The 16,235-nt window shown below is 70.4% G+C and carries 13 protein-coding genes and 2 pseudogenes; 9 read left to right on the top strand and 6 right to left on the bottom strand.

Annotated elements, in window-relative coordinates; translation table 11 throughout:
* The first annotated feature begins 87 nt into the window (after window positions 1-87).
* From ACIGXX_RS18330 to ACIGXX_RS18315, 4 genes and pseudogenes are all read left to right on the top strand, one after another.
* Window positions 88-459, top strand: a complete 372-nt coding sequence (locus ACIGXX_RS18330) for a hypothetical protein (RefSeq protein ID WP_351172898.1) — start codon at window positions 88-90, stop codon at window positions 457-459.
* Window positions 460-848: 389 nt separating this feature from the next.
* Entirely contained in the window at window positions 849-1,715 is an 867-nt protein-coding gene (locus tag ACIGXX_RS18325) for a GNAT family N-acetyltransferase (protein ID WP_399976772.1), read from the top strand.
* A 102-nt stretch (window positions 1,716-1,817) separates the two neighbouring features.
* Window positions 1,818-2,081: pseudogene (locus tag ACIGXX_RS18320) on the top strand (transposase); the annotation flags it as partial.
* Between the two features lie 310 nt (window positions 2,082-2,391).
* A complete protein-coding gene (locus ACIGXX_RS18315; RefSeq protein WP_361470278.1) occupies window positions 2,392-2,991 on the top strand; it encodes a GPP34 family phosphoprotein in 600 nt (199 codons plus the stop codon).
* A gap of 444 nt (window positions 2,992-3,435) precedes the next feature.
* Here ACIGXX_RS18315 and ACIGXX_RS18310 read toward each other — a convergent pair whose 3' ends face one another.
* The 3 genes from ACIGXX_RS18310 to ACIGXX_RS18300 form a co-directional block, all read right to left on the bottom strand.
* On the bottom strand, window positions 3,436-4,932 hold the full coding sequence (locus tag ACIGXX_RS18310) for a HEAT repeat domain-containing protein (RefSeq protein WP_399976768.1): 1,497 nt from the start codon (window positions 4,930-4,932) through the stop codon (window positions 3,436-3,438).
* Window positions 4,933-5,251: 319 nt separating this feature from the next.
* Entirely contained in the window at window positions 5,252-5,914 is a 663-nt protein-coding gene (locus tag ACIGXX_RS18305; protein WP_361470282.1) for a response regulator transcription factor, read from the bottom strand.
* A complete protein-coding gene (locus ACIGXX_RS18300) occupies window positions 5,889-7,061 on the bottom strand; it encodes a histidine kinase (RefSeq protein ID WP_361470284.1) in 1,173 nt (390 codons plus the stop codon). Before ACIGXX_RS18300 ends, ACIGXX_RS18305 begins: the two co-directional genes overlap by 26 nt.
* Window positions 7,062-7,236: 175 nt before the next feature.
* Here ACIGXX_RS18300 and ACIGXX_RS18295 point away from each other — a divergent pair, with 175 nt between their 5' ends.
* Window positions 7,237-9,516: an MMPL family transporter gene (locus ACIGXX_RS18295; protein ID WP_399976763.1), complete on the top strand. Its 2,280-nt coding sequence runs from the start codon at window positions 7,237-7,239 to the stop codon at window positions 9,514-9,516.
* Window positions 9,517-9,555: 39 nt separating this feature from the next.
* Here the strand turns inward: ACIGXX_RS18295 and ACIGXX_RS18290 are convergent.
* Window positions 9,556-10,086: pseudogene (locus ACIGXX_RS18290) on the bottom strand (transposase); the annotation flags it as partial.
* Between the two features lie 331 nt (window positions 10,087-10,417).
* On the opposite strand from ACIGXX_RS18290, the gene ACIGXX_RS18285 reads away from it, so the two are divergent.
* Both ACIGXX_RS18285 and ACIGXX_RS18280 read left to right on the top strand, forming a co-directional pair.
* Window positions 10,418-10,837: an FKBP-type peptidyl-prolyl cis-trans isomerase gene (locus tag ACIGXX_RS18285; protein ID WP_351172919.1), complete on the top strand. Its 420-nt coding sequence runs from the start codon at window positions 10,418-10,420 to the stop codon at window positions 10,835-10,837.
* A gap of 554 nt (window positions 10,838-11,391) precedes the next feature.
* Entirely contained in the window at window positions 11,392-12,129 is a 738-nt protein-coding gene (locus tag ACIGXX_RS18280) for a D-Ala-D-Ala carboxypeptidase family metallohydrolase (RefSeq protein ID WP_351172925.1), read from the top strand.
* Window positions 12,130-12,468: 339 nt separating this feature from the next.
* Here ACIGXX_RS18280 and ACIGXX_RS18275 read toward each other — a convergent pair whose 3' ends face one another.
* On the bottom strand, window positions 12,469-13,353 hold the full coding sequence (locus tag ACIGXX_RS18275) for a haloalkane dehalogenase (RefSeq protein ID WP_351172928.1): 885 nt from the start codon (window positions 13,351-13,353) through the stop codon (window positions 12,469-12,471).
* An 86-nt stretch (window positions 13,354-13,439) separates the two neighbouring features.
* Here ACIGXX_RS18275 and ACIGXX_RS18270 point away from each other — a divergent pair, with 86 nt between their 5' ends.
* Both ACIGXX_RS18270 and ACIGXX_RS18265 read left to right on the top strand, forming a co-directional pair.
* Window positions 13,440-13,922 carry a MarR family winged helix-turn-helix transcriptional regulator gene (locus ACIGXX_RS18270; RefSeq protein ID WP_399976758.1) on the top strand — a complete coding sequence of 161 codons (483 nt, stop codon included), beginning with the start codon at window positions 13,440-13,442 and terminating at the stop codon, window positions 13,920-13,922.
* A gap of 113 nt (window positions 13,923-14,035) precedes the next feature.
* Entirely contained in the window at window positions 14,036-15,445 is a 1,410-nt protein-coding gene (locus ACIGXX_RS18265; RefSeq protein ID WP_399976755.1) for a tetratricopeptide repeat protein, read from the top strand.
* Between the two features lie 282 nt (window positions 15,446-15,727).
* Here ACIGXX_RS18265 and ACIGXX_RS18260 read toward each other — a convergent pair whose 3' ends face one another.
* On the bottom strand, window positions 15,728-16,138 hold the full coding sequence (locus tag ACIGXX_RS18260) for a hypothetical protein (RefSeq protein WP_351172941.1): 411 nt from the start codon (window positions 16,136-16,138) through the stop codon (window positions 15,728-15,730).
* Window positions 16,139-16,235: the final 97 nt, after the last annotated feature.

The raw sequence follows: 16,235 nt of genomic DNA, 5'->3' as shown, positions 1-16,235 counted from the left end.
GCATTTCACCGACCGCCTCGTCGAGGCGTTCCTGCACCGCGCTGACGTAGCCGACGCAGGGGAAGACGCAGGGGAAAAGGGGAGCAGATGACTCTGAAGGCAGGCCAGCGTGTGGTGCTGGCAGCGGACACCCGGCTGTCCGATTCGGCCGAGGTGTCGGGGGTCGTCGTCGGGTTCCTGACCCTGGCGGCGGGCATCGGCGGGACCGTCGAGCAGGTGATCGGCCAGCAGGACGAGAGCGACGACGTGCGCGAGTACGAGCGGCTCAAGTCGCTGCTCGACTCCTTCGGGCGCGAGATGCCCACGGAGAGCAGAAGACAGCTCGAGGACAAGGTCGGCTCCCTGGAACCCGCGTGGACCGCCTTCCAGGAACGGGCGCCTCGTGTGAGCGTGCGGGTCCGCTTCGACAACGGGTTCATCCTCGACGGGGCCGACGAGGACGTCTTCGTCCCTGCCTGAGGGCGCCCCCCCGGGTCAGGCCGGTGGCCGGCGGTGGTGCTCGTACCAGCGGGCCCACAGTTCGGCTGGGGCGCGGCGAAGGCGTGGGGGCGGAGGGGCACCGCTCGGCCCGGGTGAGCGGGAGGACTGGCATGAGGTCCGACTGCCCGCCGGCCTCCAGGTGCCCAGGGGCGCGCCACCGGGTATATCCGCGCGCCCGACGCGAACCGTGCAGGGGCCGAGGGGGACGCCGTCCTGTACTGGCTCGCCCATTACCTTCCGTGTAAGGCCTGAAGTGGGTTCGTGGCCGCCTCCGGAGCCGGTATGGCTCCTTGGGCGTGTCCTGTCGATCTGGCTGGCTGAGTAAAACCAGGTGCGGCCGGTCGCCGCGACGGTGTGAGATGCGGGCCATGACGATCGTTTTGAACGAGCCGGGTGTTGACGGGTTGACCGGGGCCGTGGATGCCCTCCGGGAATGGCAGGACGACCGTACGCCGCTGCAACTCCATCCGGGAGACCTCGGCTGGGCCTGGGCGCTGGGTGCAGAGAAGCTGGCCGCGGAGGTCCGTACCTGGAGCGTGGACGGGCGGATCGTTGCCGTCGGATTCCTGGACGGCCCTGATGTGCTGCGCCTGACGACCGCGCCGGATCTGCGACAGGACGGTGAGCTGGCGCGCCAGCTGCTGGCGGACCTCGATGATCCGGAGCGCGGGGTCCTGCCGCCCGGGAAGGTCGGCCTGGAACTCCCCAACGGCGCCCTGCTCCGCGAGGTCCTCTTGGAGGCGGGCTGGATTCTGGACGAGCCGTGGACGCCGCTGCGCCGCGACCTCACCGAGCCGGTGAAGGACTCCGGCCTGCGCGTCGAGGTGGTCGGTCCGGAGACGGCGGGGGTGCGGACCGCAGTGCACCGCTCGGCATTCGGCGGCCAGAAGTTCACCGAGGAGGTCTGGCACGTCCTCGCGGCCGGGCCGGTCTATGCCGACGCCCGCTGTCTGATCGGCTACGACGACCAGGACAACGCGGTGGCCGCGGCGACGGTCTGGTCGGCCGGGCCCGGCAAGCCCGGTCTGCTGGAGCCGATGGGCGTGCACGCCGACCATCGCGGTCACGGCTACGGGACGGCGATCAGCGTCGCCGCTGCGGCGGCGCTGCGTGAAATGGGTGCGTCAAGCGCACTCGTCAGCGCAGAGAGCTCGAACACTGCCGCCGTCGCCACCTACAAGGCGGCGGGATACCAGCCGTCGTCCGAACGGCTGGACGTCAGCCGAGCCGCCTGAAAATGATCAGGCGGCGGTGTCGGACAGGCCGCGTCGCTGACCCTGGCTGGGCCCGAACGCCCTTTGAGGACATGGGGTAGGGCGGGGTTCGATGCTGGTCGGATCATTCGTCGTGGTGAATTGACCGGTGCGGCCTGGGCGCGGATCATGCCGCTGTTGCCGCGCTCCAATGGGCGTCGTGGGCGGTGGCGGGATCACCGCCAGGTCATCGACGAGCTCTTGTGGAAGGTACGCACGGGTGCGCCGTGGCGGGATCTGCCGGAGCGGTATGGGCCGCGGAAGACCTGCCATGAGCGGCTGTGCCGGTGGACGGCAGATGGGACCTGGGATCGGAGCCTCACGCAGGTCCTGGCGGCAGCGGATAATCGCTGATGGAAGTGTGTCCGCCATGCGGCAGGACACGTGCGGAGACGCCACGCACCTGATGACCCCGTCCTCGTCGACCGTTCGCAGCCGCTTGAGGGACAGGCGGACGAAGCGGATCGGCCATCCCAGCATGGCCAGGACCCGCCGTCCTGACCTCGCCGCGGAAACTTCCGCCGCCTTGCCAAAAGCCTCTGCCCCTCCCGGGCGGGGCGATACTGAGGTGGCAGTTGCCCCGCCGCTGGACCGTCCGCGGACGCGGGCCCGGTCGGCGGGGACGCACCCCGGTCGATGTCTCCGAGGGGAGCCGTTCATGACCACGGCAAAAGACCTGTTCATCGTCGCCATGGACCTGAAGCATTCCGTGGGACAGGGCGACCTGTCCCTGGCACTGGCGGGAGCCGAGCTGATCGATCTCATCGGTGCGGGGGCGGTCGCCGTGGACGGCGACCGCATCGTGCCGGGTGAACAGCCGACCCTGGACGACCGGTTGATGGGCGAGGCCGCGGCAGGGCTCACTCGGCAGGCGCCCTTTGAGCAGATCGAGGACTGGCTGTGGCGTCGGGGCCGAGACCTCTCGGCCGCGTACCAGGCCGCCCTGGAGGAGAACGGTGAGCTGAAGCCGCAGCGCAGCGGCCGACTGCCCTTCGGCTCGGAACGCTTGGAACCGGTCGACACACCCGCCAGCCGCCGTGCAGCCGACCGCTGGAAAGAGAAGGAACCAGTCCTGGCCGCCCTCGCCTCGGCCGCGGGCATCGACGACGATCGATCCGACGAGGAGCCCGGCCTCGATGACGAGGCGGTGACGACCGTTCTGGCCGCCGTCCACGACGCGGTGATGGAACTGGAGGCCGTACGCCAGAGGCGGACCATCGAGAACGCCGCCTTCGCCAACCTCTGGCGCGGACCGTGAGCCGAACCCGCCTTCCGGGGCGCGGTCGAGTCCGAACGGCGACGGCGCCGCGATCGCACGACCGTCGGGCGGGCGCCTACAGCGTGTCCGTGGTCCAGTTCCGGTCAGGGTCGCGCGGCCTGCACCTGGAAACTGGGGGTGTGCCCCGGCGAACTCCGCATTCGACCGCGTGGCGCCGCTCTCGGTAGTCGATCTTGTCGAACGTCGGCGGTCGGCCGCCGCTCCCACCAGGTCTTCGACCTCGTCGACCGGGGTCTCGTGCACCCACTCCCCCACCGGAACGACTCGATCAGCACGCAGGCCAAGTGCCGTGGTTGGAGCGGCCCCTGGCCTGGCGCTGTGGCCGGCGCTGGACGAGCCCGCGCCCGAGACCGTGCCGAGCTGGGCGGTTGCGGAGTGAGAGGTGGGGGTGTCGCCGGTATTGCCGCCGTCACCCCTGCCTCGTCAGTTGTTCCGGCCCGCGTCCAGGGCACGCAGCGCTTTGGCCGCCGCCTCGCGCACGTAGTCGAATGGGTCCAAGTCCAGGGCCGTGAGCCGCTCGCGCAGCCGTTCCTGGCCCGGGGGGAGCGTGCCCCCCTCCTCCACCCAGTGGGCGACCCCCTCCGCGGCGGCCTGGCGCACCCACGCATGTTCGTCGTCCAAGTGCCGTACGAAGAGCGGCAGATCGTGCGGGGTGTCGGCGTCCGTCGCATTGTGCGGGTCCAGGAGCGACAGCACTTCGGCTCGGACATAGGCGGAGGTGGTCCGGTCCACCAGTTCCCGCAGGCCAGGCAGGGCTTCCACCAGGCCCTTGAGGACTCTTGCTGCCACCCCGGCCAGGGCGGGGTCGACGCCGAGACGGGCCACCAGCGCCCGGGCGACGGCCGCGCGTTCCCACGGCCGGAACCCGGTGGACGCCATGGCGTCCAGGCCGCGCAGCGCACCTTCGTACACCTCGGACGCGGGATGCTCCAGTAGAGGGAGCAGCAGCCACACGGCGTCCCATCTCCCCACCTCGCCGTAGGCCGTTGCTGCTGCCGCAAGCGTGCTGGCGGCCGTGGTCGGGTCGGTGAGGACAGCCCGGAGGAGCTTCGTGGCGGCCTTGCCGCCGACGGCCCCCAGGGCGCCGGCGGCCTGCGGCCCGGCTCGCTCGTCGCTCAGCCAGCGCGAGGCCGGGCCCAGCAGCCGTTCATCACCCGATCGCCTGAGCCAGAACAGCAGTCGTGACACCATCTCCGGGGCCGGCTCCGCCTCCAGGGCAGCGAACAGCGCGTCCTGCGCCTCTGGGCGGTCCACGCGCGTCAATCGGAAGGCCACGGCGGAGCGCACCTCGGCAGAAGGGTCGCCCGTCAGATCTCTCAGGAGTGACAGCAGCAGCCGGTCGACGTGCTGGTCCGGCAGCATCCACAGGGCGCGCACGCGGGCGGCTTCCTCACCCCACTGGGCCGTACGGACCAGTTCCGCCTCCACGTCCGGGTCCTTCTCGCGCTCGTGGACGATGTGCCACGCCAGACCCCAGATGCCATGTGCCGGATCGCCCAGCAGCCGGACGAGCGCGGGGACATCACCGGGCACGCCCAGCTCCCGCAGACCCTCCAAGGCGTTGATCCGCAGGTGATGGTCCGGATCGCTGAGCAGTCGCCCATAGGCGTCCACGACCTCGCGATCGCGCAGCCCCAGCCGGAGAGAGGCCAGAGAGGCCTTCCTGCGCACCCACGGATCGTCGTCGTCCATCAGCGCGGGCAGGGTCTTTGCCCCGGCCGCAACAACCCCCAGCCTGCCCAGGCCCACCGCCGCGCCTTCTCGCACCTCGGGCGCGGGGTCGGCGGCTGCCCGGACGAGCACCGCGGCGTGCTCGGTGTCGCCGAGTTTGCCCAGCCCCTTCGCCGCTGCCGCCCGTCGCCAGGTGTCGCCCGTCTCCAGTTCCCTCAGGAAGAAGGCAATCTGATGCTCTGTCGTCATGTGCACCCCGGGAAGTAAGACTGCCGAAGCGGGGGGAGGTTGCCCCGAGACGGACGCCTATGTCATTCGTCCAGGCCGCGTATTGAGTCGTGATCATCGGGTGGTCCTGGTGAGGTCTTTGATCCAGATCATCGAGGCGTGCAGGTGGAGACTGGCGATGTAGCTGTCGGGAGTCCTGTCGTATCGGGTGTCTCACCGTCCCGGCTCCGGCCTCCTGGTACGTCACGCTCTGGGGCGGGTGAGGCACGTGGAGCCGACGCGAGCCGACCGTTGCACTGATGTCCGGGCGGGGGCTCATGGGACATGGCCCGGCCCCGGCTCAGGTTCCGGGGAGGATACGGCGCGTTTCGTAGGCCCACATCGCGATCTCGACCCGGTTGCGGGCGCCGAGTTTGGCCATCAGGCTGGCCAGATGCGTCTTCACCGTGCTGAGGCTGATGTGCAGTGCATCGGCGATCTCGGTGTTGGTCAGCCCGCGGGCGACGGCGAGGAGCACCTGCTCCTCGCGGGCGGTGACGGGGGAGACCGGCTGGGCCGCGGGTCGGCCGGCCGGCAGGTCCGCGAATGTCTGGAGCAGACGGACGGTGACGCTGGGCGCGATGAGCGCCTCACCGTCGGACGCCGACCGTACGGCCTGCGCCAGAAGGTCCGGTCCCGTGTCCTTGAGGAGAAATCCGCGGGCGCCGGCACGCAGTGAGCCGTAGACGTACTCGTCGAGGTCGAACGTGGTGATGACGACCACGGCCAGCGGGTCGGCGACGCCCGGGCCGGCGATCAGCCGGGTGGCCTCGAGCCCGTCGAGTACGGGCATGCGGATGTCGAACAGGCAGACGTCGGGGCGTAGTTCGCGGGCCTGACGTACCGCTTCCTGCCCGTCGGCGGCCTCGCCGACCACCTCGATGCCGGGCTGGGCGTTCAGCATGATCCGCAACCCGGTGCGGATGATCGTCTGGTCGTCAGCGACGAGGACGCGAATGGACACCGCTCTCGTTCCTCGCTCTCGGCAGTTCGGCGTCGACATGCCAGCCCCGGTCGGTACCCGGGCCGGCTCGTAGTGTGCCGCCGAGCAGCGTCGCGCGCTCGCGCAGTCCGGTAAGTCCGTATCCGTCGCGACCCCGGCCGGTGCGCCGGCCGTTGTCGCGCACGCTCACCCGTACCGTGTGCCGTTCCGCGGCGACCCGTACGATGACCTCGGTCGCGTCGACCGCATGGCGCAGCGCGTTGGTCACCGACTCCTGCACGATGCGGTAGACGGCCGCGTCCACGGCCGGGGGCAGCGCGTCCAGTTCGCCGTCGAGCCCCAGGTCGACCCTGAGGCGACCACCCGGGGTGCGCACCAGGCGCTCCAGATCAGCGACTCCGGCAGGCGGCGCCAGCTCGGCGCCGACCCCGCGGTCGCGCAGCGCGGCGACCATGGCGCGCATTTCCTCCAGCGTGCGCGCCCCTTCCTCCTCGACCCCCTCCAGCGCCTCGACGGCGGCGGACGGGTCGATGCCCGCAAGCACCCGGCCCGCCTGGGCGATGATCACCATGGCCGACACGTGGTGGGCCACCGTGTCGTGCAGTTCCCGGGCGAGTTGTTCGCGCTCGCGGGAGCGCACCTGCTCCACCTGCCGCTCGCGAGCGGTCACACGGAACCGCACGGCAGCCCCGACCACGCCGGGCAGCAGCAGGAAGACGAAGCCCAGGACATTTTCGACGACCGGGGTCTCGTCCGTGACGGAACACAGCGCGCCGGCCGCGAGGATCACCGCGCCGCCCAGCACGATCTCGCGTCCCGATCCCCACCGGGGCAGCGCGTACACCAGCACGAGCACGACCGCGCCGGTGTACAGGCCGACGGGCTCGCGCGGCGCGGCGACGAGCGAGGCCATCTGAAGCAGGATCACCGAGCCGAACGCCAGCGTCACCATCGCCAGCGGGCGGGTCCGGCGCCACAGGGGCAGCAGGCACAGCCATACGGCGAACACCACCGCCACCGGCCGCCACACGACGTTCTCGCGCAGGGTGACCTCCAGCGCCACACCGGCAAGACCCGCGGCGAGCAGCGCCCAGTCCCGCCGCACCCGGGCGGGCGCCTCGGGCGGCCGGGGTTCGGTCCACAGTGTTCGCAGGTCGTCTCGGAGCACGGTTCTCAGCCTAGGGACCGCGGCGTACCGCGCATCGGCCGAAAGGACGGGTCGTCACTCCGACTTGGGGCCGACGGATCCGCGGCCCGCGGGCCGATGCCGCACAGCGCCGTGGCGACGAGCCTCGGCATCGGCGGCCGTACAAGGACGGCCGACGAGGTGGTTGGAGGACCCGATGCTCTCGAAAGCCCTGTTGCGCCTGGGCGCAAGCGCCGCCCGCCATCCCTGGCGGGTGATCGCAGCATGGCTGATCGCCGCCACGCTCGCCGTCCTCGCCGCCGTCGCCTTCGGCGGGCGGACCGCGGACTCGATGACCGCTCCGGGACTGGACTCTCAACGGGCCGCGGAACTGATCGAGCGGGCAGGCACCGGCCAGGAGGGGATGACCGCCCAAGTGGTCGTCACCCCCCTCGACGACGGTGCGACGTTCTTCGACCACGGCAGCGCGCGTACCGCTCTCACGCGGCTGCAGGCCGAGGTGAAGCGGCTGCCGCACGTGCTCGGCACGAGCGACCCGGCGGGGGCGCTCGACGCGGGCGGGGACACCGCCGTGCGCGGCGGCCTCGTTTCGGCCGACGGGCGGATCGCGGTCGTCCGGGTGCAGTACCCCGACCAGAGCCGGCTGTCGGCCGAAGACCTCGACGCCCTCGTCGATCTCGGCGACCGGCTGCGCGCCGAACTGCCCCTGCGCATCGAGATGGGCGGGAACCTCTTCTACGCCTTCTCCAACGCCGACGGCGGCGTGAGCGAGCTGATCGGCCTCCTCGCCGCGGCCGCGATCCTGTTCCTGGCGTTCGGTTCGCTCGTCGCCGCCGCGCTGCCGATCGGCATGGCGGTCTTCGGGCTGACCGTCGGGGTCGCCACGATGACGGTACTGGCGGGGGTGACAGAGGTCCCCACCTTCGCACCGGTCCTGGGCAGCATGGTCGGGCTCGGAGTGGGCATCGACTACGCGCTGTTCGTGCTCGCCAGGCACCGGGAGTACCTCGCGCGCGGGCTCGATCCCCGCGAGGCGGCGGGGCGAGCGGTGGCCACGGCGGGGAGGCCCGTGGTCTTCGCCGGCGGCACCGTCGTCGTATCGATCCTCGGCCTGGCGGTCGCGAACGTGCCGTTCATGACGGTGGGCGGGTTCGCCGTCTCGATCGTCGTCCTGATCATGGTGCTCGCGTCGGTGACGCTGCTGCCGGCCTTCCTCGGCGCCGCCGGCCCACGCCTGGCCCGGGTCGGCCGGATCGGCCGGGCTCTGCGGACCAGGAAGCCGGGCCGACTCGCACGGCGGCGGGACCCGGCGGCAGGCGCCGCCCACGCCGCCGGGTGGCGTCGCTGGATCGGGCACGTCAGCCGGCACCCGGTGCCGTACGCGGTCGGCGCGGCGGGGCTGCTGCTGACCGCGACGCTGCCCGTGCTCGGCCTGCGCGTCGGCCTGCCGGACGACGGCTCACTGCCCCACAGCCGTACCGAGCGCCGGGCCTACGACCTCGTCGCCGAGGGGTTCGGCCCGGGTACCAACGGTCCCCTCGTCATCGCCGCGGACCCCACCGGTGATCCGGGAGTGCTGGACCGACTCGTCGGGGCGGTCGCGACGGATCGGGGCATCGCATCCGTCGGGCCGACGCACATCGATCGGGCCACCGGCATCGCGACCCTCGTGGTGTTCCCGACCACCAGCCCTCAGGACAAGGCCACGGCCGACACCATCGCCCGGCTGCGCACCGACGTGCTGCCCACGGCGATCGGGCACGGCCCGGCCAGGGCCCACGTCGGTGGCGCCGCCGCGAGCCTGTCCGATGTGGGCCAACGCACCAGCCAACGCCTGCCGGTGTTCGTCGCCGCCGTGCTGGCGATGTCGTTCCTGCTGCTGATGCTGGTCTTCCGCTCGATACTCGTACCGCTCAAGGCGGTACTGCTGAATCTGCTGAGCATCGGCGCGGCCTGCGGCATCATGGTCGCGGTCTTCCAGTGGGGCTGGGGAGGCGCACTCATCGGGCTGGAATCGACGGTTCCGATCGTGTCGTTCATCCCGATGTTCCTCTTCGCCATCCTGTTCGGCCTGTCGATGGACTACGAGGTGTTCCTCCTCTCCCGCGTACGCGAGGAGTACCTGCGCACCGGCGACAACGGCACGGCGATCGTCGAGGGCATCTCGCGCACCGCCCGGATCATCACCTCGGCCGCCCTCATCATGGTGGCGGTCTTCCTGTCCTTCGCCGTCGCCGAGGACCCCTCCACCAAAATGTTCGGGCTCGGCCTGGCCACCGCGATCTTCATCGACGCCACGGTCGTACGCATGGTGCTGGTACCGGCGACCATGACACTCCTCGGCCGGACCAACTGGTGGCTGCCGAAGTGGCTGGACCGGATGCTTCCCCGCGGCCCGGTCGGCACCGACGACACCGACGAAACCGACGCCGAATCCACGGGTGAGGCCCCGCGTCCACGGCTGGTCGACCGTTGACTCAACTCCTGCCCGCCCTTGGCGTCCGGCACCTCAGCGCCCGCCTCTGGAACGTCCGAGGAGGGCAGCCTTCAGCCGGAGTTTCCGCCGACGCCGCATGCGTCGTCGCTCTTCCAGCGCGGGATCACTTTCGGTCTCTTGCCCGTTTTGCTCTTCGAGGCCGCCCCCTTTGACCCGGCCTTCTTCTCCTCGGCCGCGGCTATCTCCAGGGCGGCGAGGACGTCCTCGTCAAGGTGCATCCCGGCCGCGTCGTGGTGGGCTCTGGCGGTGGTGGAGTCGATGCTGACCAGGGAGAGGTCCACCTCACCCCGCTTCGCGGCTTCCGTGATCAGGCCCTCCAGCAAGGCCTCGAAGACGCCGGCGTCCCGCCATTGCCGGAGGCGGTTGTGGACGGTCGCCCAGACGCCCGAACTCCGTCGGCATCTCCCGCCACTGCCCGCCCGTCTTGAACCGCCAGATCACGCCCTCGAACTGCTGCCGCAGTCGCTCGGGGTACGGGCCGTACTCGCCGATCGGCAGGTACGGATCGATGAACTCCCAATCCGGAGCGGTCAGTTGCACCCGCGTCACGCAAGACCGTCTATCGGACCGGACCGTGCCACGAAGGCACATCCCGCAAATTGATTCTGGCCTGGCCCATATAGCCAGGACTCGGTGCCGGTCCCGGTGATCGCTCCGTTGCAGGTGAGGCGATCAGCGATGCCGCGCAGAGCCGTGAATCAGCTGTTCGTGGGACGGGGGGCCAGTCGGTTCCGCCATGGACCTCGACTGTGATCAGGAGTGGGCACCATCCGCGTCGGTGGTGTCGATATTGCCGGTAGCGTGATCGTCTGACGCATGGAATGTCCATGCGGTCGGCCGGCCCGCGAGAGGGACTCCGGTGGCGAACGATGGGACCATGATGAGCGAACTGACGAAGCCCACAATCGAGGTTCCGGCGGGTGACGCGCCCACCGAGCTGACGACCCGGGACCTCGTGGTGGGAGACGGACCCGAGGCTCAGCCGGGCAGGGTCATCCGAGTTCACTACGTAGGAGTCACCTTCGCGTCCGGAAGGGAGTTCGACTCCTCCTGGGAGGAGGACCGGCCGTTCAAGTTCGCCGTGGGCGGTGGCAGGGCCATCAAGGGCTGGGACCGGGGAGTGCGGGGAATGAAGGTGGGCGGCCGGCGCGAGATCATCGTTCCGCCGCGTCTCGGTTACGGCAGGCAGTCGCCCTCTGCGTTGATCCCGGCCGGCTCGACACTGATCTTCGTCGTGGACCTGCTCTCGGTCGTGGACGGGACCGCCGCAGCGCGGCCCGGCTCGACCGGCTCGGCCTGAACCTGGCGCCCTTGGCGCTCCTAGCGTTCTTGGCGTTCTTGTTCTTGGCGTTCTTGGCGTGCCGGTGTGAGCAACCCCGGTCATCCGCTCGGGGCCCCCTTCGAGCTGAAGACGCTGTCGGTCGAGCGGGCAAAGGCGCAGGGGCGCTGGATGCCGGCGCCTCTGCGCCTGTTTCACGGCTGCCCGTACCTCACCGTCGCCGTGCGGGGCGCAACCTTGGCGGCCCCGCCGGCCCACGAGCAGCCCGGTGCGGGGGCCGGGTGTGGGAGGGGGCGTGTGGCGGCAACCAGCCGGGCTGACGGCTTCACGGCGTACGCGGTGATGTTCCGGTGAGGAAGTCGCCGTGCTGACGCAGTGCTTTCTCGGCGCTGCCGGCGCGAGTGAAACGGTCGCGGTGAGCACGCTCGATCTAGTGCTCCGCCATCCAGACCATCGATCGCCAATGGTTCGACAAATGACGGCCGTTCACATCCCGTTGACGTGCGCCGCCCATCCCGCCAGGCTCGCCATGCACGTGCGTACCTCCCCTCCCCCGCTTCTCATGGAGTGCCCTGATGATCAGACGCACCGCACGACTCGCCCTCTCAGTTGTCATGCTCATTGCCGCCACCTTGGGTGGCCTCGTGGCGTCCACGGGAACCGCTCAGGCCGACGGCTGCTACACGTGGTCGCGCACCCTGTCCCAAGGGGCCTCGGGTGCCGACGTAACGCACTTGCAGATACGGGTGGCAGGCCACGCCGGAAGCGGCGGCGCGCTCGCGATCGACGGTGCCTACGGGCCGGCGACCACTGCCGCGGTCAAGCGCTTCCAGACGGCTTACGGACTGGCCGCCGACGGCGTTGCCGGCCCGGCGACCTTCAGCAAGATCTACGCCCTGCAGGACAACGACTGCACACCGATCCACTTCACCTACGCCGAACTCAACACCTGCAACTCCACCTGGGCGGGAGGCGCGGTGAGCGCAAGCACCGCGAAAGCCAACGCGCTGCGCACCATGTGGAAACTCGAGGCTCTGCGACACGCCCTGGGCGACCAGCCCCTTCGCGTGACCAGCGGCTTCCGCTCGCATGCCTGCAACGACGCGGTCGGCGGAGCAGCCGGCAGCCGCCACCTGTACGGCGATGCGGCCGACCTCGGCGCGGGCCCTCACTCGCTGTGCCGCCTCGCCCAGCAGGCCCGCAATCACGGCTTCAACGGAATCCTCGGCCCCGGCTACCCGGGCCACAGCGACCACACCCACCTCGATCACCGCGCAAGCCGCTTCTGGTCGGCATCGGCCTGCGGCATCTGAACGCACCGGCGGGCACCCCTGCCCCACCCAGAGGGCACTTTCGAGTCAACTCTGGGCAGGATCGGCCCCGTTCTCTGACATGGGCGAAAACCCAGCCGCCGGATGCGCGAGAGGCGCGCTGAGGCGTGCCCACCACTGGGGCAAAGCAGGCCCACGACCGCAGGAAATCATTCGCACCCCGGCGCCGCTTATCTTCGTCACCGAGCACGGCTCGGGCTCGGGCCCGGGCCCGGGCCCGGCGACGAAGGTAGGCGGCGGCTAGCGGCACTCCGCCCGCCTCCGCCTGGCTCCACGGCCGGACGCCAACTCGCAGGCGCGGACGCCGGCTCGCAGACGGCATCAGCGCGCTGCGCCCGCATCCCGGTCGCCGGTCAGGGCCTGCCGCCGCGCCCAAGCGCCGATCGCGTCGGCGATGGCCTGGGGCTGGTCCTCGGGTGCGTGGTGACCGGCGGGCCCACAGTGCTGGGTCTCCAGCGCGGCGATGTTCGCCGCACACCAATCGGCCATGTCCTTGCCGATCAGCAAGGTGGGCGAGGAGTCGAAGGTGAGCAGCAGTTTGGGGACCTCCTCGCTGCTCGCGAGCCATGTGCCGTACTGGTCGACCCGTTCGGCAACGTCGCTCGGCTCCCCGTCCAGCGGCAGCGAGCGTGCCCATTGCAGCACCGGGCGACGGCTCTCCCGCGTCGGGTACGGCGCCCGGTAAGACCTCATGTCCTCCTCGCTCACCGGATTCAGCACCCCGCCGGTGAAGGCTGACTCCAGGAAGACGTTCTCGTCCAGCGCCAGCGCCTCGCCCTGTGGCCCGCGCATGGCCTGGGCGCGCGAGCGCGGTCCTTCGCCCAGTTCGCTCCAGGACATCGGCCGCACGATGGTCTCGAAGAAGGCTATGCCGCGGACTCGGTCGGAATGGCGGGTCGCCCAGTCGAAGGCGAGTGCTCCGCCCCAGTCGTGACCGACGAGCACCACCTCCTCCAGACCCAGCCGGTCGAACCAGCTGTCCAGATAGCGGGCGTGATCGGCGAATCGGTACGGCACGTCGGGCTTGCCGGAGCGGCCCATGCCGATCAGATCGGGGGCGAGCAGGCGGGCGGGAAGGTCCACTGCGGGCAGCACCTTGCGCCACAGGTGGGATGAGCCGGGGTTGCCGTGCAGAAAGACGAAGGGAGTGCCGTGGCCGACCTCCTCGTAGTACAGCGTCGAGTCCAGCACGTTCGTCTGTGGCATGACCATCCCCAAGTCGTTGGTGGCACTAACGCTATTGGCGTCGACGGTAGTTTGTTAGTGGGACTAACGCAACGTACGATGGGCCCATGAATAACGGCACGGCCGACGCGACGAGCTCGAGCGGCGGGCAGGCCTCTGCCGCACGGCTGCGGAATCTGGTGACCCGGCTCCTGTCGCTGGCCGCGATCCAGTCGGATCGCCTGGTGAACGAGGAGCTGGCGCGCGCGGATGCCCGCAAGTGGCATTACGCGGTACTCGCCACCCTGGAGGAGTTCGGATCCGCCAGCCAGGCGGAACTGAGCCGCCGAACGCGGATCCACCGCAGTGACGTTGTCGCGGTGGTCAACGAGCTGGCCGGCCGGGGGCTGGTGGAACGCTCACCCGACCCTGCCGATCGCCGGCGGAACATCGTCACCCTCACCGAACAGGGCCACCGACACCTACTGAGGCTGGACCGACTGCTGACCGATGCGGATGACGAGGTGCTGGCGCCCCTGACTCGGCCGGAGCGCGAGCAGTTGGCCCGCCTTCTCTCTGCTCTTGTGGATCACCACGGCAAGAGCATGTGAGCAAGGCGCGTACCGTCGGGCGTCGAGCTCCGACTCGGGGAAGCACATCGAGAGATGCCACCCCGCAGGGGCACGACTTCACGGGGGCTGCACCGCCTCTAGGACCGCCCGACATGGCCATGAACACGACCTGGGGTCCAGGGCCCACCCACCCGGCCCGCGAAGCGCAGCAGGCCGGAAGCAGCATCCCCGCCAAGCGGCCGGGCGGATGGGGAGCTCGCGGCTACCGTCCCGACTGGGAACTCAACTGGCGGGCGGCCACCGACACCTTCCACCCGGCCGGCCTGGCCCGGCCCCTGCTCCAGCTGGCCGCCCTGCTCGACGGCAACGGCATCCCCCAGGACGTGCTGACCGGCGGACCAGCCCGCGCACACCTCGCCTCACACCGCGCCGCCACCAGCCCCACCGCGGAACGGACCCCCGTCTCCCGCCCCGATGCGGTACGCGCGCTACGCGCCCTGTACCGGCTCAACCTCATCGACCACACCCCGGAGACCCCCCACCAAGCCGTCCGCGTCCACCAGCTCATCCAGCGGGCCGTCCGCGACACCCTCACCCCCGACCAGCACCACCAGTACGCCCGCACCGCCGCCGACGTCCTCCAGACCGCCTGGCCCGCCGTCGAACGCGACACCGTCCTCGCTCAGGCCCTGCGCGCCAACACCCAAGCCCTCATCCGCATCACCGAGGGCACCTTGTGCCGGCCAGACGCCCATGAGGTGCTGTATCTCCTCGGTGAGAGCCTCGGCGGCAGCGGTCAGGTCGGCGCTGCCGCCACCTACTTCCAGCACCTGGTGGACACGGTCACCTCCAACCTGGGCGCCGACCACCCCAAGACGCTCACTGCCCGGGGCCAGCTCGCCCACTGGCAGGGATTTGCCGGGGATGCGGCGGGGGCGGCCGAGGCCGTCGCCGATCGGTTGCCCGACCGGGTACGGGTACTCGGTCCCGACCACCCCGACACACTCGCCCCGCGCAGAGAACTCGCCCGCTGGCGAGGTGTGGATGGCGATGCGGAGAAGGCGGCAACGATTCTCGCCAATCTGCTGCCCGACTGCCTGCGGGTACTCGGCCCGGACGACATCAACACGCTCATCACGCGCCGGCTGCTCGCCCGATTTCAGAGGGACGCCGGAGATGCGGCCGGCGCGGCCGGCGCACTTGCGGAACTACTGCCCGACTGCCTGCGGGTGCTCGGTCCGGATCACAACGACACCATCATCACGCGCCGAGAGATGGCCCTGACACTCGGGGCAACTGGGAATGCCAGAAGTGCAGTCGCAGCGTTTGCCGATCTTCCACCCGACTGCCGCAGGGCGCTTGGCGCAGATCACTACGAGACCCTCATCGTCCGCCAGGAACTGGCCAACTGGCAGGGCGTGGCGGGGGACGCGGCGGGGGACGCGAAGGCTTACACCGAGCTGGCGCCGCACCTGGCGCGGGTGCTAGGTGACGACCACCCCGACACCTTCGCCACCCGCCGCAGCCTGGCCCACTGGCGAGCACGAGGGAATCAGCCATGAGCAGTTCGGGGGCCATCAGCGGATCACGAAGGAACTGGCCGTAGAGAACGAGTTGCAGCCCGCGTGCACAGCGGCAGGAATGCCGTCTCCCAGCGTCTTCCCAAGCCACTGAATGCAGGGATGCGACCGGGCGATCAATCGAAGCGCTGACTACGGACTGCTCCGCTTCCCTAGTTCCCGTCACGGCTCTCCACGTATTCTTTCGCGCGGTCATTCCAGTAATGCTTTCGCCAGAGGTCGAATTCCTCTCGAGAGATTCCGGATGGAGAGAGGAGCCAGTCCCTACGGGCCCCTTGGGCCGTCCCCGGCTTGCACGGCGGCTGCCGCCTCCAGCAGGAGCCAGCCGTCGATCTCCACCACCCGCCGCTCCGCCGGCTGCCACCCACGGTCCAGCGCCACGTCGAGCAACGCCCGGACGGCGCCCGGCTCATGCAGGTTCAGGTCTGCGCCTTGAGTGAGGCCCACGTCCCCGGACCCGAACGGGGCACCGCCCGGGACATACCGGCCGGGCCCGTCGGCAAAGACAATGCGCAACGGGCCGCCGGTGCCGGCCGGCTGCGGGGACAGGGTGAGAATCTGGCGGCAGTCCACGGCCCGGCCGTCGTGGTCCCTTTGGTGACGGTGGCGCAGCGTCCACATGTACACGCGCCCGTCGGCGACCAGTTGGCGGGGTTTCTTCGAATGGCGAGGCACGCAGCCGAGGGTATGCGGCCTGGTTCGAGAACAACGGTTGGGTAGCGGACTCGGCCAGGCTCAGCGCACGCCGTAGGAGCACGCGGGTTCCTGCCAC

It is taken from the genome of Streptomyces sp. NPDC055243 (assembly GCF_044544025.1).
Taxonomy (GTDB): Bacteria; Actinomycetota; Actinomycetes; order Streptomycetales; family Streptomycetaceae; genus Streptomyces.
The sequence above is the reverse complement of the archived record's forward strand: the minus strand, read 5'-3'. Positions and strand labels throughout refer to the sequence as shown.